The 25,978-nt window shown below is 60.0% G+C and carries 23 protein-coding genes and 1 pseudogene; 13 read left to right on the plus strand and 11 right to left on the minus strand.

The features are described 5' to 3' along the window. Window positions 1–516: 516 nt before the first annotated feature. The 5 genes and pseudogenes from DQN55_RS03330 to hrpB all read left to right on the plus strand — a co-directional run. Window positions 517–924 carry a hypothetical protein gene (locus DQN55_RS03330; protein WP_048378311.1) on the plus strand — a complete coding sequence of 136 codons (408 nt, stop codon included), beginning with the start codon at window positions 517–519 and terminating at the stop codon, window positions 922–924. Next, complete coding sequence (locus DQN55_RS03335; RefSeq protein WP_082150714.1) at window positions 921–1,202, plus strand: TA system antitoxin ParD family protein; 282 nt, start codon at window positions 921–923, stop codon at window positions 1,200–1,202. The genes DQN55_RS03330 and DQN55_RS03335 overlap by 4 nt, the downstream gene beginning before the upstream one ends. 80 nt (window positions 1,203–1,282) lie before the next feature. Beyond that, on the plus strand, window positions 1,283–2,797 hold the full coding sequence (gene istA / locus DQN55_RS03340; RefSeq protein WP_048378310.1) for an IS21 family transposase: 1,515 nt from the start codon (window positions 1,283–1,285) through the stop codon (window positions 2,795–2,797). A gap of 20 nt (window positions 2,798–2,817) precedes the next feature. Beyond that, a complete protein-coding gene (gene istB / locus DQN55_RS03345; RefSeq protein ID WP_048378309.1) occupies window positions 2,818–3,573 on the plus strand; it encodes an IS21-like element ISPsy14 family helper ATPase IstB in 756 nt (251 codons plus the stop codon). Window positions 3,574–4,062: 489 nt separating this feature from the next. Beyond that, a pseudogene (gene hrpB, locus DQN55_RS03355) lies at window positions 4,063–6,216 on the plus strand (ATP-dependent helicase HrpB); the annotation flags it as partial. A gap of 34 nt (window positions 6,217–6,250) precedes the next feature. Here hrpB and DQN55_RS03360 read toward each other — a convergent pair. From DQN55_RS03360 to ehuR, 8 genes are all read right to left on the minus strand, one after another. After that, complete coding sequence (locus DQN55_RS03360; protein WP_048378307.1) at window positions 6,251–7,636, minus strand: aspartate aminotransferase family protein; 1,386 nt, start codon at window positions 7,634–7,636, stop codon at window positions 6,251–6,253. A gap of 22 nt (window positions 7,637–7,658) precedes the next feature. Then, a complete protein-coding gene (locus tag DQN55_RS03365; protein ID WP_048378306.1) occupies window positions 7,659–9,131 on the minus strand; it encodes an NAD-dependent succinate-semialdehyde dehydrogenase in 1,473 nt (490 codons plus the stop codon). A 145-nt stretch (window positions 9,132–9,276) separates the two neighbouring features. Next, window positions 9,277–9,756 (minus strand): Lrp/AsnC family transcriptional regulator, encoded by a 480-nt coding sequence (locus DQN55_RS03370; protein WP_048378305.1) that lies wholly within the window; start codon window positions 9,754–9,756, stop codon window positions 9,277–9,279. 45 nt (window positions 9,757–9,801) lie between these two features. Then, window positions 9,802–10,803: a N(2)-acetyl-L-2,4-diaminobutanoate deacetylase DoeB gene (gene doeB, locus DQN55_RS03375; RefSeq protein ID WP_048378304.1), complete on the minus strand. Its 1,002-nt coding sequence runs from the start codon at window positions 10,801–10,803 to the stop codon at window positions 9,802–9,804. Window positions 10,804–10,806: 3 nt separating this feature from the next. Beyond that, on the minus strand, window positions 10,807–11,997 hold the full coding sequence (gene doeA, locus DQN55_RS03380) for an ectoine hydrolase DoeA (protein WP_048378303.1): 1,191 nt from the start codon (window positions 11,995–11,997) through the stop codon (window positions 10,807–10,809). 54 nt (window positions 11,998–12,051) lie between these two features. After that, window positions 12,052–13,044 (minus strand): ectoine utilization protein EutC, encoded by a 993-nt coding sequence (gene eutC / locus DQN55_RS03385; RefSeq protein WP_048378302.1) that lies wholly within the window; start codon window positions 13,042–13,044, stop codon window positions 12,052–12,054. A 37-nt stretch (window positions 13,045–13,081) separates the two neighbouring features. Next, window positions 13,082–14,053, minus strand: a complete 972-nt coding sequence (gene eutB, locus DQN55_RS03390) for a hydroxyectoine utilization dehydratase EutB (protein WP_048378301.1) — start codon at window positions 14,051–14,053, stop codon at window positions 13,082–13,084. Window positions 14,054–14,161: 108 nt separating this feature from the next. Then, a complete protein-coding gene (gene ehuR / locus DQN55_RS03395; protein WP_048378462.1) occupies window positions 14,162–15,556 on the minus strand; it encodes a MocR-like ectoine utilization transcription factor EhuR in 1,395 nt (464 codons plus the stop codon). A gap of 290 nt (window positions 15,557–15,846) precedes the next feature. On the opposite strand from ehuR, the gene ehuB reads away from it, so the two are divergent. The 4 genes from ehuB (at window position 15,847) to ehuA (ending at window position 18,959) form a co-directional block, all read left to right on the plus strand. Further along, window positions 15,847–16,704 (plus strand): ectoine/hydroxyectoine ABC transporter substrate-binding protein EhuB, encoded by an 858-nt coding sequence (gene ehuB / locus DQN55_RS03400; protein WP_048378300.1) that lies wholly within the window; start codon window positions 15,847–15,849, stop codon window positions 16,702–16,704. A 67-nt stretch (window positions 16,705–16,771) separates the two neighbouring features. Next, complete coding sequence (ehuC, locus tag DQN55_RS03405) at window positions 16,772–17,431, plus strand: ectoine/hydroxyectoine ABC transporter permease subunit EhuC (protein WP_048378299.1); 660 nt, start codon at window positions 16,772–16,774, stop codon at window positions 17,429–17,431. After that, the gene (ehuD, locus tag DQN55_RS03410; RefSeq protein WP_048378298.1) at window positions 17,428–18,084 is read left to right on the plus strand and encodes an ectoine/hydroxyectoine ABC transporter permease subunit EhuD; all 657 of its coding nucleotides are present in this window, start codon (window positions 17,428–17,430) and stop codon (window positions 18,082–18,084) included. Before ehuC ends, ehuD begins: the two co-directional genes overlap by 4 nt. After that, window positions 18,084–18,959 carry an ectoine/hydroxyectoine ABC transporter ATP-binding protein EhuA gene (ehuA, locus tag DQN55_RS03415; RefSeq protein ID WP_408634583.1) on the plus strand — a complete coding sequence of 292 codons (876 nt, stop codon included), beginning with the start codon at window positions 18,084–18,086 and terminating at the stop codon, window positions 18,957–18,959. The genes ehuD and ehuA overlap by 1 nt, the downstream gene beginning before the upstream one ends. A gap of 65 nt (window positions 18,960–19,024) precedes the next feature. Here the strand turns inward: ehuA and DQN55_RS03420 are convergent, their stop codons facing one another. Then, window positions 19,025–20,107, minus strand: coding sequence for an endonuclease/exonuclease/phosphatase family protein (locus DQN55_RS03420; RefSeq protein ID WP_048378296.1), 1,083 nt, complete (start codon window positions 20,105–20,107; stop codon window positions 19,025–19,027). An 86-nt stretch (window positions 20,108–20,193) separates the two neighbouring features. Next, window positions 20,194–20,856 (minus strand): YciC family protein, encoded by a 663-nt coding sequence (locus DQN55_RS03425; RefSeq protein ID WP_048378295.1) that lies wholly within the window; start codon window positions 20,854–20,856, stop codon window positions 20,194–20,196. Between the two features lie 183 nt (window positions 20,857–21,039). Between DQN55_RS03425 and DQN55_RS03430 the strand changes: the two genes are divergently transcribed. From DQN55_RS03430 to DQN55_RS03445, 4 genes are all read left to right on the plus strand, one after another. Beyond that, entirely contained in the window at window positions 21,040–21,516 is a 477-nt protein-coding gene (locus DQN55_RS03430; protein WP_048378294.1) for a LabA-like NYN domain-containing protein, read from the plus strand. Window positions 21,517–21,544: 28 nt separating this feature from the next. After that, window positions 21,545–22,156 (plus strand): 3'-5' exonuclease, encoded by a 612-nt coding sequence (locus DQN55_RS03435; protein WP_048378293.1) that lies wholly within the window; start codon window positions 21,545–21,547, stop codon window positions 22,154–22,156. A 152-nt stretch (window positions 22,157–22,308) separates the two neighbouring features. Then, window positions 22,309–23,199: a drug/metabolite exporter YedA gene (yedA, locus tag DQN55_RS03440; protein WP_048378292.1), complete on the plus strand. Its 891-nt coding sequence runs from the start codon at window positions 22,309–22,311 to the stop codon at window positions 23,197–23,199. A gap of 67 nt (window positions 23,200–23,266) precedes the next feature. Further along, the gene (locus DQN55_RS03445) at window positions 23,267–24,604 is read left to right on the plus strand and encodes a DEAD/DEAH box helicase (protein WP_048378291.1); all 1,338 of its coding nucleotides are present in this window, start codon (window positions 23,267–23,269) and stop codon (window positions 24,602–24,604) included. On the opposite strand, the gene DQN55_RS03450 is transcribed toward DQN55_RS03445, so the two are convergent. Next, window positions 24,573–25,829, minus strand: a complete 1,257-nt coding sequence (locus DQN55_RS03450; RefSeq protein WP_048378290.1) for a TIGR03862 family flavoprotein — start codon at window positions 25,827–25,829, stop codon at window positions 24,573–24,575. The genes DQN55_RS03445 and DQN55_RS03450 overlap by 32 nt on opposite strands. Between the last annotated feature and the right edge of the window lie 149 nt (window positions 25,830–25,978).

Genomic DNA, 25,978 nt, shown 5'->3' on the forward strand with positions numbered 1-25,978 from the left:
CCTTTATTAGAATTTCCCCAGCACTCTGTTTGCTGCACCCTTTCCGAATTATTGGCGGGCCAACCGTTATAAAGCCGGTTCAAGATGCCACGCAGCAATGGATTGCACAATGCTATTACTGGGGGATTGTGACAAACGTCTGACATGACGGCTAAAATAAAAAGTGCCACCGCGCCACTTTATGGAAGCACCGTTGATTCTCACGAAGTCGTCAGAGCGAGGTTCTGGCGATGCCAAAACGACAGCGACTGGCCTACCACGTAAGCGGCGTCGTCCTAGGAGATGGAGGATGGTGGTACATACTTGGAGAGTGTTAAGGCGTGAAGGTAAATGTCAGTATGACGACTCCCTCAGATCGACCAATTGGTAGCTCTATGCTAGCGACCGAGAAAGCCCTTTCGCCTGGTAGAAAGCAGGAAGCAAATATGACCAGCGAATAATTATTGCTGAACCATAATTTCGAATAATCCAATCAGGGGTCTCGGGCGGAGCACCGAAAGACGCAGGTGAAAATTGATGAATGAATTAGAAACCCGTGAACGCCAACGACGTAGAGCTTTGTGGGAGCTGGAGCGTCTGCAACCCGGAGCTGATCAAGCGAAACTGCACCTAGCGATTCTAGATGACATTGAGCGCCGAGATCGTGAGGAGCCGATTGGTGAGGCGTGGGCAATGTCGATTGACGAGTTGCGAGAACATGTCCCAGAAACCGAGATCTTGGGGCGTGACGGACACCATTTTGTTGTCGTGCTTGATGAGCACATACCAGAACCCTGGAAGAATCGATTCGAAGAAGCGAGTACCGGGTCTACCCGTTTGCGACAGGGCTGCTATGCGAGTGATTGGCGCCGCTTTTTGCGGCTGTGGGCACATGAGATGAAGCACCTCGAAGCGCACAGAACGCCAACTTTGGGTATCTCATGAGTACCGCCATCAAGCTCGACAGTGCCCTGGTTGAAAGTGCTCGCATTTATGCTTCAGCCGCGCAACGTTCAATCCCAAAACAGATTGAACATTGGGCCACGATAGGCCGTATTGCGGAGCAGAACCCTGAGCTGCCATACGACTTTATCGTTGGCCTTTTGCAGGCCAGAGCCCAATTGCGGATTCCACGGCCATCCGGCCACCTATTCCATGAACATCCGGCCACTGATTCCACGGTGATCCGGCCACCCGTTCCACGCTCATCCGGCCACCCTTAAAGCAGGCAGCAACGCAGGATTAATTCACTACCATCGACCTCTTTTATCGAAGCAGAGAGGTCGTCGTGGAGCGGTTATCCATGCGTAAGATTCGAGAAGTGCTACGTCTCAAATTCGAGGTCGGCCTATCTGCCCGCCAGGTCGCTGTCAGCTTGCAAGTGGGTCGAGCCAGCGTCGGTGAGTACCTCAATCGCTTTGCTGCCAGCGGCCTGACTTGGCCGTCTGCGCTAACGGACGCCGAGTTGCAACGGCGGCTTTTTCCACCGCCGCCCGCCGTTCCCAGCGATCAGCGTCCGATGCCCGACTGGGCATGGGTTCACGCCGAGTTGCGCCGCTCCGGCGTAACCCTGGCCCTGCTTTGGCAAGAGTATCGACTCGCCCATCCGCAAGGCTTCCAGTACAGCTGGTTCTGCGAGCACTACCGCCTCTGGGCTGCCAAGGTCGACGTGGTCATGCGCCAGGAGCACCGTGCGGGCGAAAAGCTGTTTGTCGATTACGCTGGCCAGACCGTGCCGGTCATTGATCGGCGAACCGGCGAGATCCGCCAGACGCAGATCTTCGTCGCCGTCCTCGGCGCGTCCAGCTACACCTTCGCCGAGGCCACCTGGTCGCAGAAACTGCCCGACTGGCTGGGCTCGCACGTACGCTGCTTCGCCTTTCTCGGCGGTACATCGCAGATCCTGGTACCGGACAATCTGCGCAGCGGCGTCACCAAGGCGCATCGCTACGAGCCGGATATCAACCCCAGTTACCGCGATCTCGCCGAGCATTACGGCGTAGCCGTGCTGCCCGCGCGCTCGCGTAAACCCAAGGACAAAGCCAAGGTTGAAGTCGGCGTACAGGTAGTCGAGCGGTGGATCCTGGCGGTGCTGCGCAACCGCCAGTTCTTCTCCTTGGGCGAACTCAACACAGCCATCGCGCTGCTGCTGGATCGCCTCAATCGGAAGCCCTTCAAGAAGCTGCCCGGCTCACGCCGCTCGGCCTTCGAGACCATCGACCAACCCGCACTGCAACCGCTACCAGAACCTCCGTATGTCTACGCCGAATGGAAAAAGGTGCGGGTGCACATCGACTACCACGTCGAGGTCGACGGCCATTACTACTCGGTGCCGTACCAACTGGTGAAGCACCAACTCGAAGTGCGGCTAACCGCTAAGACCGTCGAGTGCTTCCACACCAACCAGCGGGTGGCCAGCCATCTGCGCTCGCCGCACAAAGGCCGCCACACCACCCAAACCGAGCACATGCCCAAAAGTCACCGCGAACATGCCGAATGGACGCCGCAGCGACTGATCCACTGGGCTGAGCAGACCGGGCCGAACACCGCTGGTGTCATCGCTCATATCCTCGAACGCCGAATCCATCCGCAGCACGGCTTCCGCGCCTGCCTGGGGATCCTGCGCCTGAGCAAACAGCACGGCGAAGAGCGGCTGGAAGCCGCTTGCCAGCGGGCGCTGGCACTGGGCGCGTGCAGCTACAAAAGCTTGGAATCGATCCTGCGCCAAGGGCTGGAACGGCTGCCGCTTGCCCAGCAAAACCTGCCGTTACTGCCCGAAGAACACATCAATCTGCGCGGCCCTGGCTACTACCACTGACCTGAAAAAGGAGCACCAAAATGCTGCCCAACCCGACACTCGACAAGCTACAAACCCTGCGCCTGCACGGCATGATCAAGGCGCTTGGTGAACAACACGCAACGCCTGACATCAACGATCTCAGCTTCGACGAGCGCCTCGGTCTGATGGTCGACCGCGAGCTGACCGAGCGCGAAGACGCACGCCTGACTACTCGCCTCAAGGCCGCACGACTGCGCCATAACGCCTGCCTGGAAGACATCGACTACCGCAGCCCGCGCGGCCTGGACAAATCTCTGATCCTGCAACTGGGTAGCGGCCAGTGGCTGCGCGACGGCCTGAACCTGATCATCAGCGGCCCAACTGGCGTAGGCAAAACCTGGCTCGCCTGCGCGCTGGCTCATAAGGCCTGCCGCGACGGTTACAGCGTGCGTTATCTGCGCTTGCCGCGCTTGATGGAAGAACTAGGCCTGGCCCACGGCGACGGCCGCTTCGCGAAACTGATGGCGGGTTATGCCAAGACCGACTTGCTGATCCTGGACGACTGGGGCTTGGCGCCGTTTACCGCTGCGCAACGGCGCGACATGCTTGAACTGCTGGACGACCGTTACGGCAACCGCTCGACGCTGGTGACCAGCCAAATGCCGGTGGACAAATGGCATGCGCTGATCGGCGATCCAACCTTGGGCGATGCGATCCTCGACCGGCTGGTGCACAACGCTTATCGGATCGAACTGAAGGGCGAATCGATGCGCAGACGCGCAACGAAATTGACGGCGACAGAGACTTCAGACTAACAATGCAAACCTGCGTCGCTGCGCTCCGACTGCCCGGCCGGATGACCGTGGAATAGGTGGCCGGATGTTGGTGGACTGAGTGGCCGGATGGCGTGGAATGCCCAGTGCATGAGCACGAAGCGACGGATCTGGTGCTGACGGCTAGCGTCCTCGTTGGCAACAAACATTTTGCCTTTCAGGGCTCCAACGTAGCCTTTCGCCAATTCGGTGTATCTCGGAGATGACAAGCCCAGATACGTGACCGTCGCACCCATCAGGTCGCAGTAGCACTCGAACAGCTTAAGCGTGACTGATGACCCTCTCACGGACGGCACCCTCCGCTCCATCAGATTGACCACCTCAGGGGTCAGCGCTTGAAAAGGGTAATTGGGTAAAGGCGTGGTATTTTTGATGATTGTCAAAAGATTTCTCGGGCTTGTGCTAGCTATAGCTCATGCAATATCAGGGTTGAAGTGATTTTGACAGCTATGTGCAATCGGTCAAGTACCTGAGCGAAGCCTGGATGCCGATCTGGCACTGGCCTTGAGCCTCAATGGGCGCGAGCTGTTTCGTGACGAGCAGCCACTGAAAATCCTGCTGATGTCGGCGACCCTTGAGGGCGAACGGCTGGCCAGCCTGCTTGATGATGCGCCAGTGCTGCGCAGCGAAGGTCGGATGTACCCGGTGGCGATGCGTTGGGGGCGACCATTTGTGCCCGGCGAGTTCATTGAGCCGCGGGTGGTGCAAACGGTGCTTGAAGCGATCAACGACGACAGCGGCAGCCTGCTGGTTTTCTTGCCGGGTCAGGCCGAGATTCGCAGGGTCAACCAGCAACTGGCTGACGCGCTGGGATCACGCAGTGACATCCTGCTGTGCCCGCTGCACGGCGAGCTGGACCTGGCGGCTCAGCGTGCCGCTATCGAACCGGCTCCCGGCGGGAAGCGCAAAGTGGTGCTGGCGACCAATATCGCCGAAACCAGCCTGACCATCGATGGCGTGCGTGTAGTGATTGATGCCGGGTTGGCACGGGTACCCCGCTTTGATCCGGGCAGCGGCATGACTCGTCTGGATACCCAGCGCATCTCGCGCGCCAGTGCCACTCAACGCGCTGGTCGTGCCGGTCGACTGGAGCCTGGCGTGTGTTATCGCCTGTGGTCCGAAGACCAGCACGCGCAACTGGCCGCGTATGGCAGTGCAGAAATCCTGCAGGCCGATTTGGCCGGGCTGGCACTGCAACTGGCCCGTTGGGGCGTTGCACCGCACGAATTGATCTGGCTTGATGTTCCGCCGCCGGCAAGTTATGCACAGGCTCAGCAGTTGCTGGAGCGCTTGGGGGCCTTGCGTCCTCAGCCCGGGCAGACATGGAAACTGACCGTTCATGGCGAAGCGATGGCCGAGCTCCCGGCCCATCCGCGCATTGCTCACCTGTTATTGCGGGGGCAAAGCCTGGGCCTGGCCGAGATGGCCTGCGATGTGGCGGCGCTGTTGGGTGAGCGCGATATCCTGCGCGGCGGCGGTGCCGACCTGCACAGCCGACTCGCCTTGCTCAGCGGCGAAAATCGCGGCGCACGGGGCGGGCAGGGCGGCGTGCAGCGCGCCAGACAACTGGCTCGGCAATACCGCAGCAACCTGCGTGGCAAGGCGACAGAGCCGGTTCCCGACCCTGATCATCCGCGCTGGCTCGGTGCCTTGCTGGCCCTGGCTTACCCCGACCGCGTGGCCCAGCAACGCAAGCCGGGCGGTGCAGAGTACCGTCTGGCCAATGGCCGGGCAGCCCTGTTCAGCGAAGCCGACAGTTTGATGAAACAGCCGTGGCTGGTGATTGCCGATCTCGGCAGTCGTCAGGGACAGCGTGAAGAGCGTATCTACCTGGCCGCGGAATTCGATCCGGCGTTTCTCGAGGGCGTGTTGAGCGAGCAGGTGAGCATTGTCGATCAACTGGATTGGGACGAGCGCGAAGGCGTCTTGCGTGCCGAGCGCCAGCGCAAGGTCGGCGAACTGGTGTTGAGCCGTGAACCTCTGACCGGGCTGGACGAAGCGGCGCGCACCCAGGCGCTGGTTAATCTGGTTCGACGAAAAGGTCTGGAACTGCTGCCGTGGACGCCGGAGTTGCGCCAGTGGCAGGCGCGGGTGGCGTTGCTGCGTCAGCTCGATCTCGACAAACAGGCCCAGAGCGAATGGCCGGACGTCAGCGATAAGGCGTTGTTGGGCACTCTGGAAGACTGGTTGGCACCGTACCTTGGACGTGTCTCGCGGCTGAGTCATTTTGCCAGCCTCGACCTGTCGAGCATTGTGCATAACCTGCTGAAGTGGCCACTGCCCCAACGACTCGACGAACTGGCGCCCCATCACATCAAAGTGCCGTCCGGCTCCTCGGTGCGGCTGGACTACAGTGAGCACCCGCCGATATTGGCGGTGCGCCTGCAAGAACTGTTCGGCCTGGCCGACACCCCGCGCATCGCCGGGGGCCGGCAAGTCGTCAAACTGCACCTGCTGTCACCTGCACGGCGCCCGGTGCAAGTCACCCAGGACCTGGCCAACTTTTGGCGCAGCACTTACGCCGAAGTGAAAAAGGACCTCAAGGGCCGCTATCCCAAACACTACTGGCCGGATGACCCGCTGGTGGCGGAAGCCACCGCCCGGGCAAAACCCAGGGGCACCTGACCCGGGCATTGGTTAGATGCCCGGGGCCGATGAATCAGCCCAGCACCTGGTTAGCCACCTGGTCGACCGCACTTTTGGTGATGTCGACGATCAGGTCGGCTTCGGCTTCGGTCAGGATCAAGGGAGGGGCAAAGCCGAGGATGTCGCCGTGCGGCATTGCCCGGGCAATCATGCCGCGCTCCAGGCAAGCGGCTGATACTTTCGGCCCGACTTTCCAAGCCGGGTCGAATGCGGTGCGCTGCTCACGATCGGCCATGAACTCGACCGCCGCCAGCATGCCGTCGCCCCGCACTTCACCCACCAGGGGGTGATCCTTGAGGGTTTCGTGCAGTCTGCGGTTCAGGTAGCTGCCGACCGTTTCCGCGTTGGCCGTGAGGTTTTCGCGTTCGAGAATATCGAGGTTGGCCAGCGCCGCTGCGGCGCAGATCGGATGCCCGGAGTAGGTCCAGCCGTGGCCCATGGCGCCTTCCGTTTGAGACGCTTTTTCGATCACGCCCCAGACTTTTTCACCAACGATGACCGCTGACAGCGGCGCATACGCACTGGTCAGGCCTTTGGCTGTGGTGATCAGGTCGGGCCGCATGCCATATCGCTGACTGCCCATCTTCGAGCCCAGTCGGCCGAAGGCACAGACCACTTCATCGGCGATCAGCAATACGTCGTACTTGTTCAGTACCGCTTGAATCGCCGCCCAATAACCGGCAGGCGGAACGATGATGCCGCCGGTGCCCATCAACGGCTCACCGATAAACGCGGCCACGGTGTCAGGCCCTTCGGCCAGGATCATTTTTTCCAGCTCGTCGGCGCAGTGGCGCACGAACGCGGCTTCATCCATACCGGCTGGCGCTTTGCGGTACCAGTGCGGGCAAAGGGTGTGTTTGACGCCTTCCACCGGCAGATCGAAATGCTGATGGAAACTCGCCAGTCCGGTCAGACTGCCGGTCATGATGCCCGAACCGTGATAACCACGATCGCGGGAGATGATTTTCTTCTTTTGCGGGCGTCCCAAGACGTTGTTGTAGTACCGCACCAGCTTGATCTGGGTTTCATTGGCGTCGGAACCGGACAGACCGTAATAGACCTTTTTCATGCCCTCGGGCGCCCAGTCCATGATGCGGCTCGACAGCTCGATGATCGCTTCGCTCGAGTGACCAACATAGGTGTGGTAATAGGCCAGGTCCTTGGCCTGTTTGTAGATGGCGTCGGCGACTTCGGTACGGCCATAGCCGATGTTTACGCAGTACAGCCCGGCAAAGGCATCGATGAATTCCCGGCCCTCGTGGTCGCGGATACGGATGCCCGAGGCGCCCGTGATAATGCGCCCCTTGAGCGCACCGCTGGCATGGTCGTGGGCGTGGGTCGACGGGTGCATGAAGTGCGCACGGTCTTGTTCGAACAGGGTGTCGAGTTCTTGATTCATGGCATGTCTCCTGAGTACGGTCTTAGAACTGGCCTTGGTGGTGCAGGCAAAAGTATTTGGTTTCGACGAAGGCTTCGAAGCCTTCGCTGCCGCCTTCACGGCCAAGGCCCGAGGCTTTCATGCCGCCGAAAGGGATCGGATGGCCGGTGAACTTGACGCCGTTGACCACGACCATGGCGTGGTCAAGGCGGCGAATCAGGGGATAGATCAGGTCCAGGCGGTTGGAGCAGATATAGGCCGCCAGACCATATTCGGTGTCGTTGGCCATCTCCACGGCCTGTTCAAGGGTGTCGAAGGGCATCACCCCGGCAATTGGCGCGAAGTTCTCTTCGCGGTAGATGCGCATCTGCGGGGTGACATCGGCCAGCACCGTCGGCTGGTAGAACAACCCGCCCAGCGCATGGGCCTCACCACCGACCAGGCGTCGTGCTCCGTGTTGCAGGGCATCTTCGACACGCTCGGCGGTGGCGTCGAAAGCGGCCTGATGCATCAGCGGGCCGATGTCGACGTTTTGCTCCTGATGGTCTTTCAGCGCCGGGCCGACCCGCAGCTCGCGAACTGCCGCGGCAAAGCGGCTGAGGAATGCTTGGTAGACCGGTTGCTCGACCATGATCCGGTTAGCCGCGCAGCAATCCTGGCCGGAGGTCTGGAACTTGGCCTCGACCGCGACTTTCACGGCCAATTCCAGGTCGGCATCGGCGCAGACAATAAAGGGCGCATTGCCGCCCAGTTCCAGTGCGACTTTCTTCACGTCTTGAGCCGTGGCCTTCAATACCAACTGACCGACACGGGTAGAGCCGGTGAAACTGACCGAACGCACACGGGTATCCTGGACCAGGGTTTCCATGGCCATTTGTGGTTCACCCAAGACCACGTTGAAAACGCCAGCCGGAAAACCGGCTTCCTCCGCCAGTTGCGCCAGGGCCAAAGCCGAATACGGGGTTTCATGGGCCGGCTTGATCACCACGGTGCAACCGGCAGCCAGTGCCGCGGCGGCTTTACGGGTAATCATCGCCGAGGGGAAATTCCAGGGTGTCAGCAGGGCACAGACACCCACCGGCTCCTTGATTGTCCCTAGGTGTGCGCCGGGAATATGGCTGGGGATAGTTTGCCCATACAGGCGCCGCGCCTCTTCTGCGAACCACGGAATGAAGCTGGCGGCGTAGGCTATTTCGCCACGGGACTCGGCCAGAGGCTTGCCTTGCTCCTGGCTGAGAATGCGTGCCAGATCTTCCTGATGGTCAAGTATCAAGGCTGCCCAGCGGCGCAAAATGGCTCCCCGAGCATCGAGGCTATGTTCGCGCCAGCCTGCAAACGCCCGATGTGCCGCATCCACCGCGGCAACGATCTGAGGCTTGTCGAGCAAGGGAACGTGGCCGATCAAATGCTGGTCGGCAGGGTTGTGCACGGCAATGCTGTGGCCACTGTTGCTGTGGACCCAATGTCCGTCGACGTAGCAAAGTGCCTTGAATAACAGCGGATGTTTGTATGTCATGGCGTTCACTCCAAACCGTGTGCGTGAACCCATGCTAGGGCAGCACGGCCCCAGTGATTTGGCGTTTACCGGGGTGCAGTAAGCGGTTTTTTCTGATTGAGCACTGCTAAACAGAGACTTTTTGCGGTGACCCCATTGTGCTGGCTCATGGCTCCAGAGCCAGTTCGGCAGGCAAGGCGCCGGCGGTCTTGATGGTTTTGGTCACGATGTAGGTGAAATAACGCTCGATGCCGAGATCGTCGAGCAACAACCGGTCGATAAACCGCTGGTAATGATCGATGTCCGGTGCCTGGATCATGGCCATGTAGTCGACGCCACCTCCGGTGGCGTAACAGAAGGCAACTTCTACGGCATCGCTCATGCGTTGCTCGAATCGCCGCATGTCCTGCGCCGTGTGCCGGGCCAGGGTGATTTCCACCAGCACCTGCTGACTCTTGAACACCGTGCCCCAATCGATCTGCGCCCGGTATCCCTTGATCAGTCCCAGGGCTTCCAGTTTGCGAACCCGCTCCCACGCCGGGGTGACCGAGAGGTTGATCGCCTCGGCCAGGTTTGATTTGGTGATGCGTCCGTCTTCGGCAAGAATTCGCAGGATTTTCAGGTCATAACGATCGAGCTTGTGCATGAGCCGATGATCTCCAGAACAATATTGACGCCAGCGGCCGAGGCGTCAGGCCAGCACGTCGGCGATCACTGCAAGGGTGTCGCCGCATCGCACCAGGCCGGGAAAGTGCCGCGCCGCCAGCAAGCCACTGCGGGCGGCGCGATATTCCATCGGGGCGACGCCGCTGCGGGTGGCATCGTAAATACGGGCGATAACCTCGCCCTTGCTCACGCTGTCGCCCAGGTCGCGGCACATCTCCAGCAAACCCTCATGCTCGCTGGTGATGAAGCAGCTGGCATCGGGCATGTCGAGCATGATCGACTCGCGGGTGTGGACTTCACCTTCAAGAATCCCGGCATGCACCAGCAGGTTGTGCACACCGCGCTCGGCAATTGCCACACTGCGTGCGCTGGATGAGCCGCCACCGCCCAGTTCGGTGGTGACGAAGACCTTGCCCTGTTGTTCGGCGGCGGTGTCGTACATCGCCCCGGCATCCAGTTCCAGCATGCGCATGCTGTAAGGCGCATTGAATGCGCGCATTCCGGCTTCGCATCGCGCCTGCTGGCCCTTGTCCGGCAGCACGTGACAGGCGCAGAACGGCAGGAAATCCAGCGTGCGTCCCCCGGAGTGGATATCCAGCACGATATCGGCCAACGGCAAGAGCGTTCGGCAGAAATAGTCGGCGATCTTCTCGGTCACCGTGCCATCCGGTTTTCCGGGAAAGCTGCGGTTGAGGTTGCCTTTATCGATCGGCGAGGTCCGCTGCCCGGCATGGAAGGCCGGAGTGTTCATGAACGGGACGATGATCACCCGCCCGGTCACTTCGGCAGCCGTCAGGCGCTGTGCCAGTTTGCTCAGTGCTACCGGCCCCTCATATTCGTCTCCATGGTTTGCGCCGGTAAGCAGCGCGGTCGGTCCATGCCCACGCTGAATCACGCTGATCGGAATCATCACCGCGCCCCAGGCCGAATCATCCCGGGAATACGGCAGTTTGAGAAAACCGTGCTGTACGCCTTCGCGGTCAAAGTCCACTGAGGCGCTGATTGGGTTGTCAGGCATGTCGCTCATGGTTCAATCCTTAACGAACAGTTGGCGTGGCACATTGCACAGCGTTTCGACACCGGTTTCGGTGATCAGAATGCTTTCGGTGATTTCCAGTCCCCAGTCGTCCATCCACAGGCCAGGCATGAAGTGGAAGGTCATGCCCGGGCGCAACACGCTGGTGTCGCCGGGACGCAGGCTCATGGTGCGCTCGCCCCAATCCGGCGGATAACTGATCCCGATCGGATAGCCGCAGCGGCTGTCTTTGTGAATGCCGAATTTCTCCAGCACCTTGAAAAACGCTGCGGCAATGTCGCCGGTGGTGTTGCCCGGTCTGGCCGCGTCGAGCCCGGCCGCGATGCCTTCGACCACGGCTTTTTCGCCGTCGAGAAAATGCTGCGGTGGCTTGCCCAGGTAGATCGTGCGGGACAACGGACAGTGATAGCGCTTGTAGCAACCGGCGATTTCGAAGAACGTACCTGCGCCTTTTTCGAACGGTGAATCGTCCCAGGTCAGGTGCGGTGCACTGGCGTCGGCGCCAGTGGGCAAGAGCGGCACGATCGCCGGATAATCTCCCCCGTGGCCATCGGCCCCGAGGATGCCGCTACTGTAGATCTCGGCCACCAGTTCGTTTTTGCGCATGCCCGGCTCAATCCGCTCAAGGATTCGCCCGTGCATGTTCTCGACGATGCGCGCGGCGATGCGCATATAAGCAATTTCCTGCGGTGACTTGATCGCTCTCTGCCAGTTCACCAGTCCGACAGCGTCGACCAGCGTAGCCTGCGGCAGGTGTGTCTTCAGCGACAAATAGGCGGCGGCGCTGAAGTAATAGTTATCCATTTCCACGCCGATGGTCAGCGTGTCCCAGCCGCGTGCACTAATGACTTCCCGCGACAGGTAGTCCATCGGGTGCCGTTCCCGGGACTGCACATAGATATCCGGGTAGCCGACGATGTTCTCGTGTTGCATGAACACTGTACGTTTGGCACCGTTGGCGTCCTGCCCGCGACCGAACCAGACAGGCTCGCCATCGAGCGCCAGTAGCACGCACTGATGCACATAAAACGACCAGCCGTCGTAGCCGGTCAGCCAGGCCATGTTCGACGGGTCGGTGACCAGCAACAACTCGATGCCCTGTACTTGCATGGCCGCTCTAACCTTGGCCAGACGCTGGGCGTACTCTTCCCGGGTGAAAGGAAGATTGACGACTATCTGAGACATGCACATGCCCTCTGATGAATGACGCGCGAATGAAAAAGCGGGAGTACCTGCGGCTTAGCTGCCGAATTGAAAACCCTTTCCGGCCGAACGCGCCCGCTCGAACGCCAGATTGGCCATGGCCGTGTCCTGGGCGCCGGTACCGGTCAGGTCGCATAAGGTGATCTGGACTTCGCTCGTCCGGCCGGAGCGCTGGCCAGCCAGCACCTGACCCAGTTCCGCGAACCCCGACTCGTCGGCAATGACTCCGGCCGCGAGGGCGTGATGCAACTCGCCGAGGATGCGGGTCTGGCTCAGACGGTCGGCGACGTAGCGGTCAACCATGGCCAGGGCCTGGGGCGAAATTTCGTTTTTGTGCTCGGCATCCGAGCCCATGGCAGTGATGTGCAGGCCGGGATGCAGATGGCGCACCTCAATCAAGGGTTCACGGCTCGGCGTGCAAGTAATCGCAATGTCCACGCCGGTCATGGCATCGTCGATGCTCGCGCAAGGTGTGACGGTCAGACCGCTGTCGCGTGCCAGTTCAGCGCTGAAGGTTGCCACCCTGGCGCTGTCCCGCGCCCAGACCCGCACGGTTTCAATCGGCCGCACCAGACGCAGGGCCTGAAGTTGCAAGGCCGCCTGTTCGCCGGCACCGATCAGCGCGACGCTGCGACTTCCGGCCCGCGACAGACAGCGGGCTGCGACTGCGCCAGCCGCCGCTGTGCGTACGGCTGTCAGGTAACCGTTGTCCAGCAGCAACGCATCCAGCAGACCTGTGCGCGCCGACAACAGCATCATCATGCCGTTGAGGCTGGGCAGCCCGAGTCCTGGGTTGTCGAAAAACCCCGGACTGACCTTGATCGCGAACCGATCCAGCCCCTGTAAATACGCAGTCTTCACGTCCACTTCGCCATTATGCTCGGGGATGTCCAGACGCAGGATTGGTGGCATTGCCACAGCGGCCGTGGCCAGCAGCACAAACGCCTGTTCGATGGCTTCGATGCTGGCCAGGTCCAGTGCCACACACCCGCGCAGATCTGCTTCGCTCAGTAAGGTAATTCCCGTCATCGTCGTGCTGCTCCAGTCAGTCGGTTATTGTTTTGAGTTACGCATCCGAGCCAGCGAGCACGCGCAAGTGCTGCTCGATATCGACGTTGCGCCCGCTGACCACCACCACGATCGGCCCTCGGGGTTCGATCAGTCCGTCAAGCAGCGCGGCAATGCCGACCGCTGCTGCGCCTTCTACCACCAGACGTTCCTCGCGATAAGCATGTCGAATGGCGTTGGCAATGGAGGCTTCGCTGAGCAAATGCAGGTGGTCGCACAGGTCGCGGGTCATGTTGAAGGTGTAGCGATTCTCCAGGCCGATTCCGCCGCCCAACGAGTCGGCCAGGGTCGGCAGCTCTTCGACTTCCACAGGATGTCCGGCCGCGAGGCTGGCGTGCATGGCGGCGCCACGTTGCATGCTGATGCCATGAGTCACGATGTGCGGGTTGGCACTCTTGAGGGGCAGCGCCACACCGGCAAACAGACCGCCACCGGATAGCGGCACGAGGACTTGAGCCAGGTCAGGTTGCTGTTCGAGGATTTCCAGTCCGAGGGTGCCTTGGCCAGCGATGATTGCCGGATGATCGAAAGGTGGCAGCAGGGTGGCTCCCTGCTCGATTGCGATCTGCTCGGCCTGGCGTTGTGCATCGTCCTGGGATTGACCGACGATGCACACCTCTGCGCCCAGCTCACGAATCGCCTGAACCTTGTTGGCCGGTACCAGATGCGAGAGGCAGATGGTGACCCGCACGCCTTGTTGTGACGCGGCATACGCCAGGGCGCGACCATGATTGCCGGTCGACGCAGCCACGACACCGCGGACCTTTTGTTCGGCGCTGAGTTGTGCCACGGCATGGCTCGCGCCGCGCAACTTGAAGCTGCCAGTGATTTGCTGGGATTCGAGTTTGAGGTACACCGCCACGCCCAGCCGTTGCGACAGGCTGGCCGAATACTCCATCGGCGTGCGCCGAACCAGCGATTCGATCCGCTGGCGTGCGAGGTAAATATCGTTAAGTTGCAGCGCTGACATGACCACATACCGATCCGAGGGCTTGGGCGCAGTCTAAGAGGGCGGGATTGTCGCGATGAATGTACTAGGGCAATTTAGGTGACAAACTTATCAGGGCTTTTATTCCCGTCAGAAGTCATGAATCTGGGGGTACTGTCCGAACAGTTCACGCATGCCAATCAATGCATTACGCATTTCGTCATCGCTGCATTCGGCCCCGACGCACAGCCGGACCGCCCGCGGTCGAGGTGTTCCTCGCACCGTAAACGGGTCGGGGGAGGTGACCGCGATGTGTTTGTGACGCAGCGCGCGCACCAGGCTGTCGAGCTCCCAATGGGCTGGAATCCCGACCCAGGTATTCAGCGCGTGGGGGTGCTGCCCGAGCACGTATTCATCCAGGTACTCGCTGACCATCGATTGGCGCCCGGCCAGCAACTTGCGTTGCAGGCGTATCAAGGTGTCGGCGGAGCCATCACGAATCCAGCGGGCAGCAATTTCGGACACCATCGGTGTGGCCATCCAGCTGTTGACCCGCAGAATACTTTCGGTGCGCAGCGCCAGGCGCTTGGGCACTACCAGATAGCCGATGCGCAATCCGGTCAACACCGATTTGGTCATGCTGGTGCAATAGAACGACAGCTCCGGCAGGTAGTGGCTAATGGGCGGTGGACGCTGCTCATCCAGCAGCGGACCGTACACATCGTCTTCAATAATGTGCACGCCGAAGCGTCGGGCAATCTGCGCGATTTCACGTCGACGGCTGTCGGGCATCAGGCTGGTGGTCGGGTTATTCAGGTTGGGCGTGCAAACCAGCGCGGTGATCCGCTCATTGCTGCACATGTCTTCGAAGTGCTCGGGGTCGATGCCGTGGCGGTCCATTTCCAGCCCCTTGAGGGTAAACCCCAGGACCTGGGAGTTACCGATCACACCGTGGTCGGTAAGCCCTTCACAGAGCACCACATCATCGGGGCCCGCCAGTGAAGCCAGCGCGAGGAAAACTCCGTGGGCCGCGCCGTTGGTGATCAAGATGTCGTCGCGATCGACCCGCAACCCCAGGCGGCCGATCCAGTGGGCCGCAGCTTCACGGTGCGCCTCGAAACCGGCAATGGGACGGAAAGCATGGATCCAGGGTTGGTCTTCCTCGGTGCTGAGTTGCCGGCAGGTCTCGCGCCAAATGTGGTCGTGCTCACGGGTATGCATGATCCGCGTGATGGAAAAATCCACCAGCGCCCGCTCGGGGCTGTCGAGGATATAGGTGGCGACCCGGTCGCTCATGCGCCGTGACACAAAGCTGCCGCGTCCCACTTCGCAGCGCACCAGCCCTTGACGCTCGAGCTCTTTGTAGGCGTTGGTGACGGTTTGCACGCTGATGCCGATGGCATCGGCGACGTGCCGCTGTGGCGGCAGGCGCTGGTCATTGGCCAGCACGCCTTGCTCGATGTCAGCAGTGATCGCCTGTACCAGAATCTTGTATTTGGACTCGCCGCTGCGAGCGACCTCCAATGCTGCTTTCCACTTGTCCATCACCGCTAAAACCCGCGTGTTTACTAGTGGCGACAGCATCCCGCGAGAATCCATGCAATGCAATTGTCCTAGTGCAATGCAATGTTGCGCAGGGCTTTTGTATGCTCGGTTCAAGGTCGATGTCCAGGCTGCTTGTCAGCCACTCTAAAAAAAACAATCGACCTGTACTGGAGCTGTGTCCCGATCCTCGGTTTTGAGTGGGTCAGCGCTTGTACGTTTTGCTCTTGTCACACTGCCTCCTACCACAGAGCCGTCTACGACGGGTCCACAAGAAACAGGAGATTTTACCGATGAGCAATTTCACTCCCAGCACTCCCTGTGCTTTGCGTCGACTGTTTGTGGCTTGCGCGATGTTCGGTCTGGCAGCCGGCGCCCAAGCGGCAACCACTCTGGAAAACGTCAAACAAAACAGCAATATCCGGATTGGTTATGCCAATGAAACGCCGTTCGCCTTTACTGAAACCGACGGTACGGTCACTGGCGAGTCGCCGGAAATCGCCAAAATAATTTTTGCGAAAATGGGCATCAAGCAGGTCGACGGTGTACTGACCGAGTGGGGTTCATTGATCCCTGGCATGCGTGCGGGACGTTTCGACGTGATCGCCGCGGGCATGTACATCACGCCCGCTCGCTGCAAGCAGGTGCTGTTCTCCGACCCGCATTATCAGTTGCCGGATGCGCTGCTTACGGCTAAAGGCAATCCGAAAAACCTGCACAGCTATGAAGACATCGCGAAAAATCCCGATGTGAAACTGGCGATCATGGCCGGCACGGTAAACCTGGCATACGCACGGGATTCGGGGGTGAAGGATTCGCAAATTCTTCAGGTTCCGGACACTACGGCCCAGTTGCAAGCTGTGCGCGCCGGTCGTGCCGATGCGGCAGTGGGCACCCAACTGACCATGAAAGGCCTGGCCGCCAAAGGCGGCGAAAAAGTCGAAGCGGTCACTGAGTTCAAGGATGACCCGTCGCACATCGGCTATGGAGCCCTGGCCTTCCGTCCGGAAGACAAGGATCTGCGTGATGCGGTCAACGCCGAACTGCACAAGTGGCTGGGCTCCGAAGAGCACCTCAAGGCTGTCGCCCCTTTCGGGTTCGATAAATCCAACGTGACAAGCAAAACGGCTGCCGAGCTTTGCGCTCAATAGTCGATACAGGCATGGCGCCCGGGTGCGATGCCTATTCCCTGCTTAATCCGGATGGCCAGGTTGAATCATGGGTGAATTACTTCCGCTATTGATACAAGGCGCCTGGGTAACGCTCCAGGTGACATTCTTCGGCTCGATACTGGCGATTGCCGCCGCCATTCTTGCAGCACTCGGGCGCATGTCGCCATGGCGGTCCTTGCGCTGGTTTTCCATCGCCTACATTGAGGTGTTTCGTGGCACATCGTTGCTGGTGCAATTGTTCTGGCTGTTTTTCGTGTTGCCACTGCCACCGTTCAATATTCAGATGAGTCCTTACAGCGTGGCCATCGTCGGCCTAGGCCTGCACATTGGTGCTTATGGCGCGGAGGTCATGCGCGGTGCGATCAGCTCTGTGCCCAAGGGGCAATATGAGGCCTCTACGGCTCTGAATTTGAGCGGTTATAAACGCTTTCGGCGAATCATCTTGCCCCAGGCGTTATTGGCGGCGATCCCGCCAGGCACCAACCTGCTGATCGAACTGCTGAAAAATACCTCGCTGGTGTCACTGATCACGTTGTCCGATCTGAGCTTTCGTGCTCGCCAACTGGATCAGGCCACGTTCCAGACCCTGGAGATTTTCAGCCTGGCGTTGGTGATTTACTTCGTCCTGGCGCAGGTAATCAACCTTGGAATGCGGCGTATTGAGCGCCATCTGGCTCGCGGGCGGATGCGTGGAGGTCTGTCATGACATTGTTTGACTGGAGCTATGCCTGGCAAATTCTCCCCGATATGTTGCGCGCCTCGCTCAATACCGTCGGAATTACCCTGATCGGCTTTCTGATTGCCATTGTGCTGGGGCTGTTCCTGGCCATTGGCCGCCGCAGCCGGCAAGTCTGGATAGCGTGGCCGGCTACCGCAGTGATCGAGTTCATTCGCAGTACACCACTGCTGATCCAGGTGTATTTCCTCTACTACGTGCTGCCCAACTACGGCGTTAGCCTGAGCGCCATGCAAGTCGGCATCCTCGGCATTGGCCTGCATTACGCCTGCTACATCGCCGAAGTCTATCGCAGCGGTCTCGACGCCGTACCCCGGGCTCAATGGGAGGCGGTCACAGCGCTGAACATCGCCCCGTACAGCGCTTACCGCAACATCATCTTGCCTCAGGCCCTGAGGCCGATTCTGCCGCCGCTGGGCAACTATCTGGTGGCGATGCTCAAGGACACGCCGGTGCTGTCGGCGATTACCGTGGTTGAAATCATGCAACAGGCCAAGAACATCGGTTCCGAGAACTTCCGTTACCTGGAGCCGATCACCATGGTCGGTCTGTTTTTCCTCGCCCTGAGCATCGCTTTGGCTTATCTGGTACGGCGCTTTGAAATGCGCCTGGAGTTACGCTAATGACTTCTCCTCTCGCGACACCCAGCGACCTTTCCCGGCGCAGAAACCCGATCCCGCTGCATCCGCAGGAGGCTACGGCCATGCAGGAAACCCAAGCGCTAAAGCCGATCGTCAGTTTTCAGGACGTCACCAAGAGCTACGGTAACTTCACGGTGCTCGATCACTTGAACCTGAACGTCACGCCTGGTGAAAAAGTGGCAATTATCGGCCCCAGCGGCTCGGGGAAATCCACGCTGTTGCGGGTTCTGATGACGCTCGAAGGTATTGATGATGGGGTGATCCGTATCGAGGATGACTTGCTGACCCATATGCCCAACCGCAACGGCGTGCTGGTGCCAGCCAATGACCGGCATATCCGCCGGGTGCGGGGCAAGATCGGCATGGTGTTCCAGAGTTTCAACCTGTTCCCGCACATGACGGCGTTGCAAAACGTCATTGAAGCGCCGGTGCAAGTCCTTGGCATGAAACCCGCTGAAGCTCGCGAACGGGCGGCGGACTTGCTGGAACTGGTGGGGCTGGGCAGCAAGCTTGGGCATTACCCGTCGCAGCTGTCCGGTGGTCAGCAACAACGGGTGGCGATCGCCCGGGCCCTTGCCATGAGGCCTAAGGTCATGCTGTTCGACGAAGTGACCTCGGCACTCGACCCGGAGCTGTGCGGCGAAGTGCTCAACGTGATCCGCAAGCTAGGTGCCGAGCACAACCTGACGATGCTGATGGTGACACACCAGATGGGTTTCGCCCGGGAGTTCGCCGATCGCGTGTGTTTCTTTTACAAGGGGCAGATTCACGAGCAGGGCACGCCCGCGCAAATCTTTGAACACCCGCAGCAGGAAAGAACCTGTGCGTTTCTCAGTGCAGTGAAAGAAGCTAACTAGGAGTCAGGTGCGAAGGGGCATGCGCCATTGGCGCTTGCATTCACGGCCCGGGATAAAGGGACGGTTCAATCCACGGGCAGCAGCAAGCGCCCCACCACCGGCAGATGGTCAGAGATGGTCTGGGTGTCTTTCTGGCGCACATACCCTTCAATGCGTTTGAGCTTTGGGCTGTAGAACAGGTAGTCGAGGGTACGGTCAGGGGCTTCGACCCGTGGGTCGTTGGGGAAGTGGGTCAGCCACAGCTCTCGGTTTATGCCGGTGGCTTCGGGATTGCTGGGGATCATCGGGTACTTCTCCCACAGCTGGTGCAGCTCGCTGTCAGAGGAGTAGCCCAGGCGCTGCTCGGGTGGCAGGCGCAGGAACTGGCCGATGGGCAGTAGATTGAAGTCCCCGCCTATCAACCAGGGTGTACCTTGACTCTCAAGTTTGTCGGTCAGTGCCGCGACGGCCCGCATCTGCTTGCGCAGGTTGCTGTTGCTTTGCGTCGGTGCATCCAGCTGGGTGTTGATGGCAATCAATTGCCCGCCGTCGTTGAGCGGCAGGTAACTGACCAGCAAGGCGGGTTTTGGCTGGAATTGGCGGCTGATGAGGTTGGCTTCGGCCACGGGTAACTGTAAACGCTCGGCATGTTCGATCTGATAGCGGGCGAGGGTGACCAGCTTGCGGCCGACGCTGCCAAAAATATGCCTGTCGGGGACAAAGTCGGCCTTCCAGGTAAAGGTTTGCGTGCTGCAGGGGTAAAGATCCACCAGGCGCTCTTGCAGCAAGGCCAGTTGATCCTGGTAGCCACTGGCCTTGGCGTTCTCGTCGAGTTCCTGCAGCAGCACCAGATCGGGTTGTTCATCGCGAATCACCCGGGCCACCTCGTCGAGGCTGAAGGCCATGTCTTCGCGGTTCGGCCGGGTGTCGGGGCCGCTGCCGTCAGCCAGGTCGTACCAGAACACATAGCGCTTGCCCGCCAGGTACTGAACGTTCCAGGTCATGACCTTGAGCGCCTGGCCGGGTGTCAGCACGGGCGCTGTGGCCGGGCAGTTCAGCGACAGCACTTCTTTGGCCTCGGGTCGCCATGTCACGCTGTAAATCAGGCCTGCCAGCAGTCCTGAAATCAGCAGCAAACCAAATACGGTGAGGCGCAGGAAACGTGGCATGGGCTCGGCTTATGACGTTGCAAGAAGTGAACGAGCATACCGGACAGCAGGGGGTAGCCCAAGGTTCTATCGGCTGGGCGCAATTGTCATTTCATGTCAGACGAGTCGCTGATCAGCATAAACAACCGGAACAGGACGACGGATACAAACAACTGCAAGAAGCTGCTGACGCTTTCGAGGCCCACGCCAAGCAACGGATTTTCATCCTTGTTCAGCAGCGAGAGGCTCAACTCCTTGAGGATCATCAGTGGACCGAGCACGGCCAGCAGGCAGATGAAAATTCTTAAGAAATGGCCCTTGCTCATGGAAAAACTCGACTTCATGGCGGCCAGAGGCGCTTCACCACGCAGCACCAAGCGGTATTCAGAGAACGCCAGCATGACGGTGAGGAAAATGCCGGGGACAAAAAACAACGACAGCCCGAGCACGATCGCCAGGGTGCTGATGGCGGAAAGCAGGGCAAACCGGGGCCACATCGTCAGCGCCAGTGCCAGCAGCTCACGGTTGCGGGGGCTTTCGCCTCGACTGCGGGCGTCGAGGAACAGAATCAGAGCACCGGTATACAGCGGGTACACCAGCAAACCGACCAGCAAACCATAGCCGGGGGATGGATTTGGCCCCACGGCGTTTTCGACGATGTGTTGCAGCACGGCTTCAAGAATGACCAGCGGCAGGCACAGCGTCGCGATCTGAACCAGATTGCGCTGGAAGAAGTAGAGGGAGTCGCGAATAACAGTCAACGGATTCATTGTCGGGCATCAGCAGTCAAAAGCGGTGCGTCACTTTAACCGATGAAGGGCAAAGGTGAGCACATCTAAACGCGGCGCTGGGGGCACTCGGCGGTTTATCCGCGCAAACCGTCGGCAGGCTGGCATACTGCGCCCTTGTTTTTCAGTCGTGTGCCCGCTTGCCGGGCACCATGAGGTTTACCGGTGAAAAGAATTGCGGTCTTCGCGGATGTGCAGAACCTCTACTACACGGTCCGCCAGGCCTATGGCTGCCATTTCAATTACGCCGCGTTATGGGCTGATATCAGTCAGCGCGGAGAAATCGTCGAAGCGTATGCCTACGCGATTGACCGGGGTGACAGCAAACAGCAGCAATTCCAGCAGATCCTGCGCAACCTCGGCTTCACGGTAAAACTCAAACCCTACATCCAGCGCAGCGACGGCTCGGCCAAGGGCGACTGGGATGTGGGCATCACCATCGACATCATGGATTCGGCCGCCGATGTCGACGAAGTGGTATTGGCCTCGGGTGATGGCGATTTTGACCTGCTGCTCGAGCGCATTGCCAGCAAACACGGCGTTGAAACCGTGGCCTACGGCGTACCGGGCCTTACCGCTAACTCGCTGATCCGTGCCGCTGGCCGCTACGTGCCGATTGAAGGCAGTTTGCTACTTAAGTAATACCCACTTTTTACAGGATTGATCAGGTTTGGAACGCATCGCGGTAATTGACTTTGAAACCACCGGCATCTCCCCGAGCAGCAGTTGTCGGGCGACAGAAATTGCAGTGGTGATTCTCGAACAGGGACGCATTGTCGAGCGCTACCAAAGCCTGATGAACGCGGGGGTGCGGGTACCGGGTTTTATCGAGCAACTGACTGGTATCAGTAACGCCATGCTGCGCAGCGCGCCATCTGCCGAGCAGGTGATGAACGAGGTCAATGAGTTCGTGGGCATCACCCCGTTGCTGGCGCATAACGCGGCCTTCGACCAAAAGTTCTGGGACTTTGAAATGGGGCGCATCAAGCGCACCCGATTGCAGAATTTTGCCTGTTCGCTGTTGCTGGCCCGGCGCTTGATGCCGGGGGCACCGAATCACAAGCTGGGTACCCTGACCACATTCGCTGACTTGCCCCACACCGGCCAGGCTCACCGGGCGATGGCCGATGCCGAAATGGCCGCCAACCTAACGGCACATCTGGCTCAGCAACTGCGCCAAAAACACGGTCTGCGGGAGTTGAACCACGATCTGCTGTGCAGCCTGCAGAAAGTCCCGGCAGCCAAAATCAACGAACACCTCAAGCGTTATCGCGGGTTTTGAACCTGCCGCCGCTGCCGAGGCACAAGGCTGCGGCGACCACGTTTTTTGATCGGTAAAAGTGTACGGTCGCTTTTGCAGCATTCTGTTACTTATTCTTTTCGTCATGCTTGTCTAGACTGCTTCATCCCTTGCCTCTGCCTTTGAGCTGACTCATGCCTGCCGTACGTCGTTTTCCGCTTCAATTGATCGGTGCTTTTTTTGCGTTGTATGTGATTTGGGGCTCAACCTACCTGGTGATCCGCATCGGCATTGAATCCTGGCCACCCTTGATGATGGCGGGCGTGCGCTTCCTTGTGGCCGGGAGTCTGATGTACGGTTTTATGCGCTGGCGCGGGTCGCCTGCACCGACCCTGGTGCAGTGGCGTTCGGCAGCGATGATCGGTTTTTTGCTGCTGGCGTGCGGTAACGGTGGTGTGACGCTGGCCGAGCACTCGGGGGTTGCCTCGGGCGTCGCCGCGTTGGCGGTGGCAACCGTGCCGCTGTTCACCTTGTTATTCGGCTTTTTTTGGGGCGCGCGTAATACCCGTCTGGAGTGGGCCGGGATTGTGCTCGGACTGATCGGCATCGGTATGCTCAACCTCGGCTCCAACCTGCAAGCCAGCCCGATGGGGGCTGCCATGATCCTGTTTGCCGCAGCGGCCTGGGCCTTTGGCTCGGTGTGGAGTCGCCACTTGCCGCTGCCCGCCGGGCCCATGGCCAGCGCCGCCGAAATGCTCGTGGCCGGTGCTGTGCTCTTGATCGGCAGCCTGCTGAGCGGAGAACGCATGACTGAAATGCCGACCGCCGCAGGGTGGGGGGCGCTGTTGTACCTGGTGTTCTTCGGCTCGATCATTGCTTTCAGCGCCTACATGTATTTGCTGAAAAACGTGCGCCCGGCGGCGGCGACCAGTTATGCCTACGTCAACCCGGCCGTAGCGGTGATGCTCGGCATTGCATTTGCCGGTGAGACTATCGGCGTTGAAGAGTGCCTGGCGATGGCGGTGATCATCAGCGCGGTGGTGTTGATCGGCTTGCCGCAGTGGCGCAAGCAGAAACCCGCCTGAATTAGGGTAAACTGCGCGCCATTGCAACTTATGCACCCCTGCGCTGACCTTTTTCGACGGTATCCCCATGACATTCGCCACCCTTGGCCTGATCGAACCTTTGCTGCGCGCCCTTGAGACGCTCGGCTACAAGACCCCAACCCCGGTTCAGGCCCAAGCGATTCCCGCAGTGCTGGCCGGCCGTGACCTGATGGCCGCAGCCCAGACCGGCACCGGCAAAACGGGCGGCTTCGCGCTGCCGCTGTTGCAGTCGCTGACCATGGAAGGCCCTAAAGTCGCCAGCAACTCAGTGCGCGCGCTGGTGCTGGTGCCGACCCGTGAGCTGGCCGAGCAGGTTCACGAAAGCATTCGTCAATACGCCGAGCACCTGCCGTTGAGCACTTACGCGGTATACGGCGGCGTCAGCATCAACCCGCAAATGATGAAAATGCGCAAAGGTGTTGATGTGCTGGTGGCCACGCCGGGCCGTTTGCTGGACCTGTATCGCCAAAAGGCCATCAAGTTCAACCAGCTGCGAACCCTGATTCTTGACGAAGCCGATCGCATGCTCGATCTGGGCTTCTCTGAAGAGCTGCGTGATATCTACCGCGCCTTGCCAAAAAAGCGCCAGACCCTGCTGTTTTCGGCGACTTTTTCCGATGCGATCCGTTTGTTGGCCGAGCAGATGCTCGACAACCCCCTGAGCATTGAAGTCAGCCCGCGCAACGTGGCCGCGAGCAGCGTCAAGCAATGGGTCATCCCTGTGGATAAAAAGCGCAAGCCGGAGTTGTTCCTGCATTTGCTGCGCACCCAGCACTGGAAGCAGGTCCTGGTGTTCGCCAAGACCCGCAATGGTGTAGATGATCTGGTGGGCAAGTTGCAGGCTTTGGGCATCAATGCCGACGGCATCCACGGTGACAAGCCGCAGGCCACTCGCCAGCGGGCGCTGGATCGCTTCAAGGCCAGCGAAGTGCAGATCCTGGTTGCCACCGATGTGGCGGCCCGTGGCCTGGACATCGAAGACCTGCCATTGGTGGTCAATTTCGACCTGCCGATCGTGGCGGAAGATTACATCCACCGCATTGGCCGCACGGGGCGTGCTGGCCAGAAGGGCGAAGCGATCTCGCTGGTGTGCGCCGATGAAGTGAACATGCTGTCGGCCATTGAAATGCTCACCCGCCAGACCCTGGCGCGGCATGAAGAGCAGGACTTCGAGCCGGAGCACCGCGTCCCGGAGACCGACGCTTCAGGTCAGGTGGTCAAAAAACCGAAGAAGCCGAAAAAGCCGAAAACCTCTGGCGGTGGTGGCAAGCGCAACCTGGGCAAGTGGGTCGACAGCGGCGAAGCAGCACCGGCTGAACCTTCGGTCAAACCGGTGCGTAAAGTGCCTGTGTTCAACACCGGTCCGCGCAAGCGCAAGCCGTAAGCCAGCTCAAAACCCCCACCCCTGCGGCGCGTCCACTGGCAAAACAGCCTGTGAGCAAGTAGCCGCCAGTGGGGGCTTCCCAGTCGAGCATTTCGCCGGCGCAGAACACCCCCGGCAATTGCTTGAGCATCAGCTGTTCATCCAGCGCTTCAAAGCGCACTCCACCAGCCGTGCTGATGGCTTCGTCCAATGGGCGGGCCTTGAGCAACTTCAGTGGCAGGGCTTTGATGGCCTTGGCCAGAAGCTCGGGGTCGTTGAAGCTGGAGGCGGGGCACAGCTCGCGTAGCAACGCCGCTTTTACGCCATCCAGCCCCAGTTGGCTGTGCAAATGCTTGCTCATCGAACGTGAGCCGCGGGGTTTGGCGAGGGCCGCCCGGATTTTATCCACAGCCTTGCCCGGCAACAGATCGATCAGGATCGTTGCCGTCCCCTGTTGGTTGATCGCCTCACGAATGGGCGCTGACCAGGCGTAAATCAAACTGCCTTCAATCCCGCTGGCGGTGATGACACATTCGCCCAGGCGTGGCGTGCTGTGTTCCAGCGCAAGGGCGATGTTCTTCAGCGGTGCTCCTGCGAACTTGTTGCGCAGCAGCTCGCTCCAGCCTTCGACATCGAATCCGCAGTTACTGGCCTGCAATGGGGCGAGTTCCACGCCACGTTCAGCCAGCAGCGGCATCCAGGCCCCGTCCGAACCCAGGCGCGCCCAACTGCCACCGCCCAGCGCAAGCAGTACCGCATCCGGCTTGAGTTGTTTTTCGCCTTCCGGGCTGTCGATGCGCAACGCACCATCGGCTTGCCAGCCCAGCCAGCGATGGCGGGTGTGGATAACTACACCGGACTCGCGTAAACGCTTGAGCCAGGCGCGTAGCAACGGGGCCGCTTTCATGTCTGTGGGAAACACCCGGCCTGAGCTGCCGATAAAAGTCTCGATGCCCAGGTTGTGAATCCACTGGCACAGGGCATCTGCATCGAATGCCCGAAGCAACGGGGCCATCTGCGGCGCTCGCTCTGCATAGCGCGACAAAAAGGCCGGGTAGGGTTCGGAGTGGGTGATGTTCATGCCGCCAACCCCGGCCAGCAAGAACTTGCGCCCCACGGAAGGCATGCCGTCATACACATCGACCTGCACGCCTGCCTGGCTCAACACCTCAGCGGCCATCAGGCCAGCCGGGCCACCACCGATAATGGCGACGCGATAGGAAAGGAGGGGAGTGGGCTCAGTCATGACAGGCTACAAATCGGCGAAATAGGCCGTGCATTCTACCTGACGGAAAGCTCTGGCAACGTGTTCGTATCCCGGTAGCCGCTGCCGAGGGCTGCGTCCGATTGCGAAGCGATCGTAAATGCGCAGGCCACGCCGGCCGGGAGCTCCCA

Origin of the sequence: Pseudomonas taetrolens, assembly GCF_900475285.1 — a bacterium.
Lineage (GTDB): Bacteria > Pseudomonadota > Gammaproteobacteria > Pseudomonadales > Pseudomonadaceae > Aquipseudomonas > Aquipseudomonas taetrolens.

Excerpts from the sequence above, each read along its gene's own strand:
- ehuC (WP_048378299.1), top strand. The coding sequence starts at position 16,772 with ATGGGTGAATTACTTCCGCTATTGATACAAGGCGCCTGGGTAACGCTC.
- istA (WP_048378310.1), top strand. The coding sequence starts at position 1,283 with ATGCGTAAGATTCGAGAAGTGCTACGTCTCAAATTCGAGGTCGGCCTA.
- eutB (WP_048378301.1), bottom strand. The coding sequence starts at position 14,053 with ATGTCAGCGCTGCAACTTAACGATATTTACCTCGCACGCCAGCGGATC.
- ehuA (WP_408634583.1), top strand. The coding sequence starts at position 18,084 with ATGACTTCTCCTCTCGCGACACCCAGCGACCTTTCCCGGCGCAGAAAC.
- DQN55_RS03370 (WP_048378305.1), bottom strand. The coding sequence starts at position 9,756 with ATGCACAAGCTCGATCGTTATGACCTGAAAATCCTGCGAATTCTTGCC.
- DQN55_RS03360 (WP_048378307.1), bottom strand. The coding sequence starts at position 7,636 with ATGAATCAAGAACTCGACACCCTGTTCGAACAAGACCGTGCGCACTTC.
- DQN55_RS03450 (WP_048378290.1), bottom strand. The coding sequence starts at position 25,829 with ATGACTGAGCCCACTCCCCTCCTTTCCTATCGCGTCGCCATTATCGGT.
- eutC (WP_048378302.1), bottom strand. The coding sequence starts at position 13,044 with ATGACGGGAATTACCTTACTGAGCGAAGCAGATCTGCGCGGGTGTGTG.
- DQN55_RS03365 (WP_048378306.1), bottom strand. The coding sequence starts at position 9,131 with ATGACATACAAACATCCGCTGTTATTCAAGGCACTTTGCTACGTCGAC.
- ehuR (WP_048378462.1), bottom strand. The coding sequence starts at position 15,556 with ATGGACAAGTGGAAAGCAGCATTGGAGGTCGCTCGCAGCGGCGAGTCC.
- DQN55_RS03330 (WP_048378311.1), top strand. The coding sequence starts at position 517 with ATGAATGAATTAGAAACCCGTGAACGCCAACGACGTAGAGCTTTGTGG.
- ehuD (WP_048378298.1), top strand. The coding sequence starts at position 17,428 with ATGACATTGTTTGACTGGAGCTATGCCTGGCAAATTCTCCCCGATATG.
- doeA (WP_048378303.1), bottom strand. The coding sequence starts at position 11,997 with ATGTCTCAGATAGTCGTCAATCTTCCTTTCACCCGGGAAGAGTACGCC.
- ehuB (WP_048378300.1), top strand. The coding sequence starts at position 15,847 with ATGAGCAATTTCACTCCCAGCACTCCCTGTGCTTTGCGTCGACTGTTT.
- DQN55_RS03425 (WP_048378295.1), bottom strand. The coding sequence starts at position 20,856 with ATGAATCCGTTGACTGTTATTCGCGACTCCCTCTACTTCTTCCAGCGC.
- DQN55_RS03420 (WP_048378296.1), bottom strand. The coding sequence starts at position 20,107 with ATGCCACGTTTCCTGCGCCTCACCGTATTTGGTTTGCTGCTGATTTCA.
- istB (WP_048378309.1), top strand. The coding sequence starts at position 2,818 with ATGCTGCCCAACCCGACACTCGACAAGCTACAAACCCTGCGCCTGCAC.
- DQN55_RS03335 (WP_082150714.1), top strand. The coding sequence starts at position 921 with ATGAGTACCGCCATCAAGCTCGACAGTGCCCTGGTTGAAAGTGCTCGC.
- DQN55_RS03445 (WP_048378291.1), top strand. The coding sequence starts at position 23,267 with ATGACATTCGCCACCCTTGGCCTGATCGAACCTTTGCTGCGCGCCCTT.
- doeB (WP_048378304.1), bottom strand. The coding sequence starts at position 10,803 with ATGAGCGACATGCCTGACAACCCAATCAGCGCCTCAGTGGACTTTGAC.
- yedA (WP_048378292.1), top strand. The coding sequence starts at position 22,309 with ATGCCTGCCGTACGTCGTTTTCCGCTTCAATTGATCGGTGCTTTTTTT.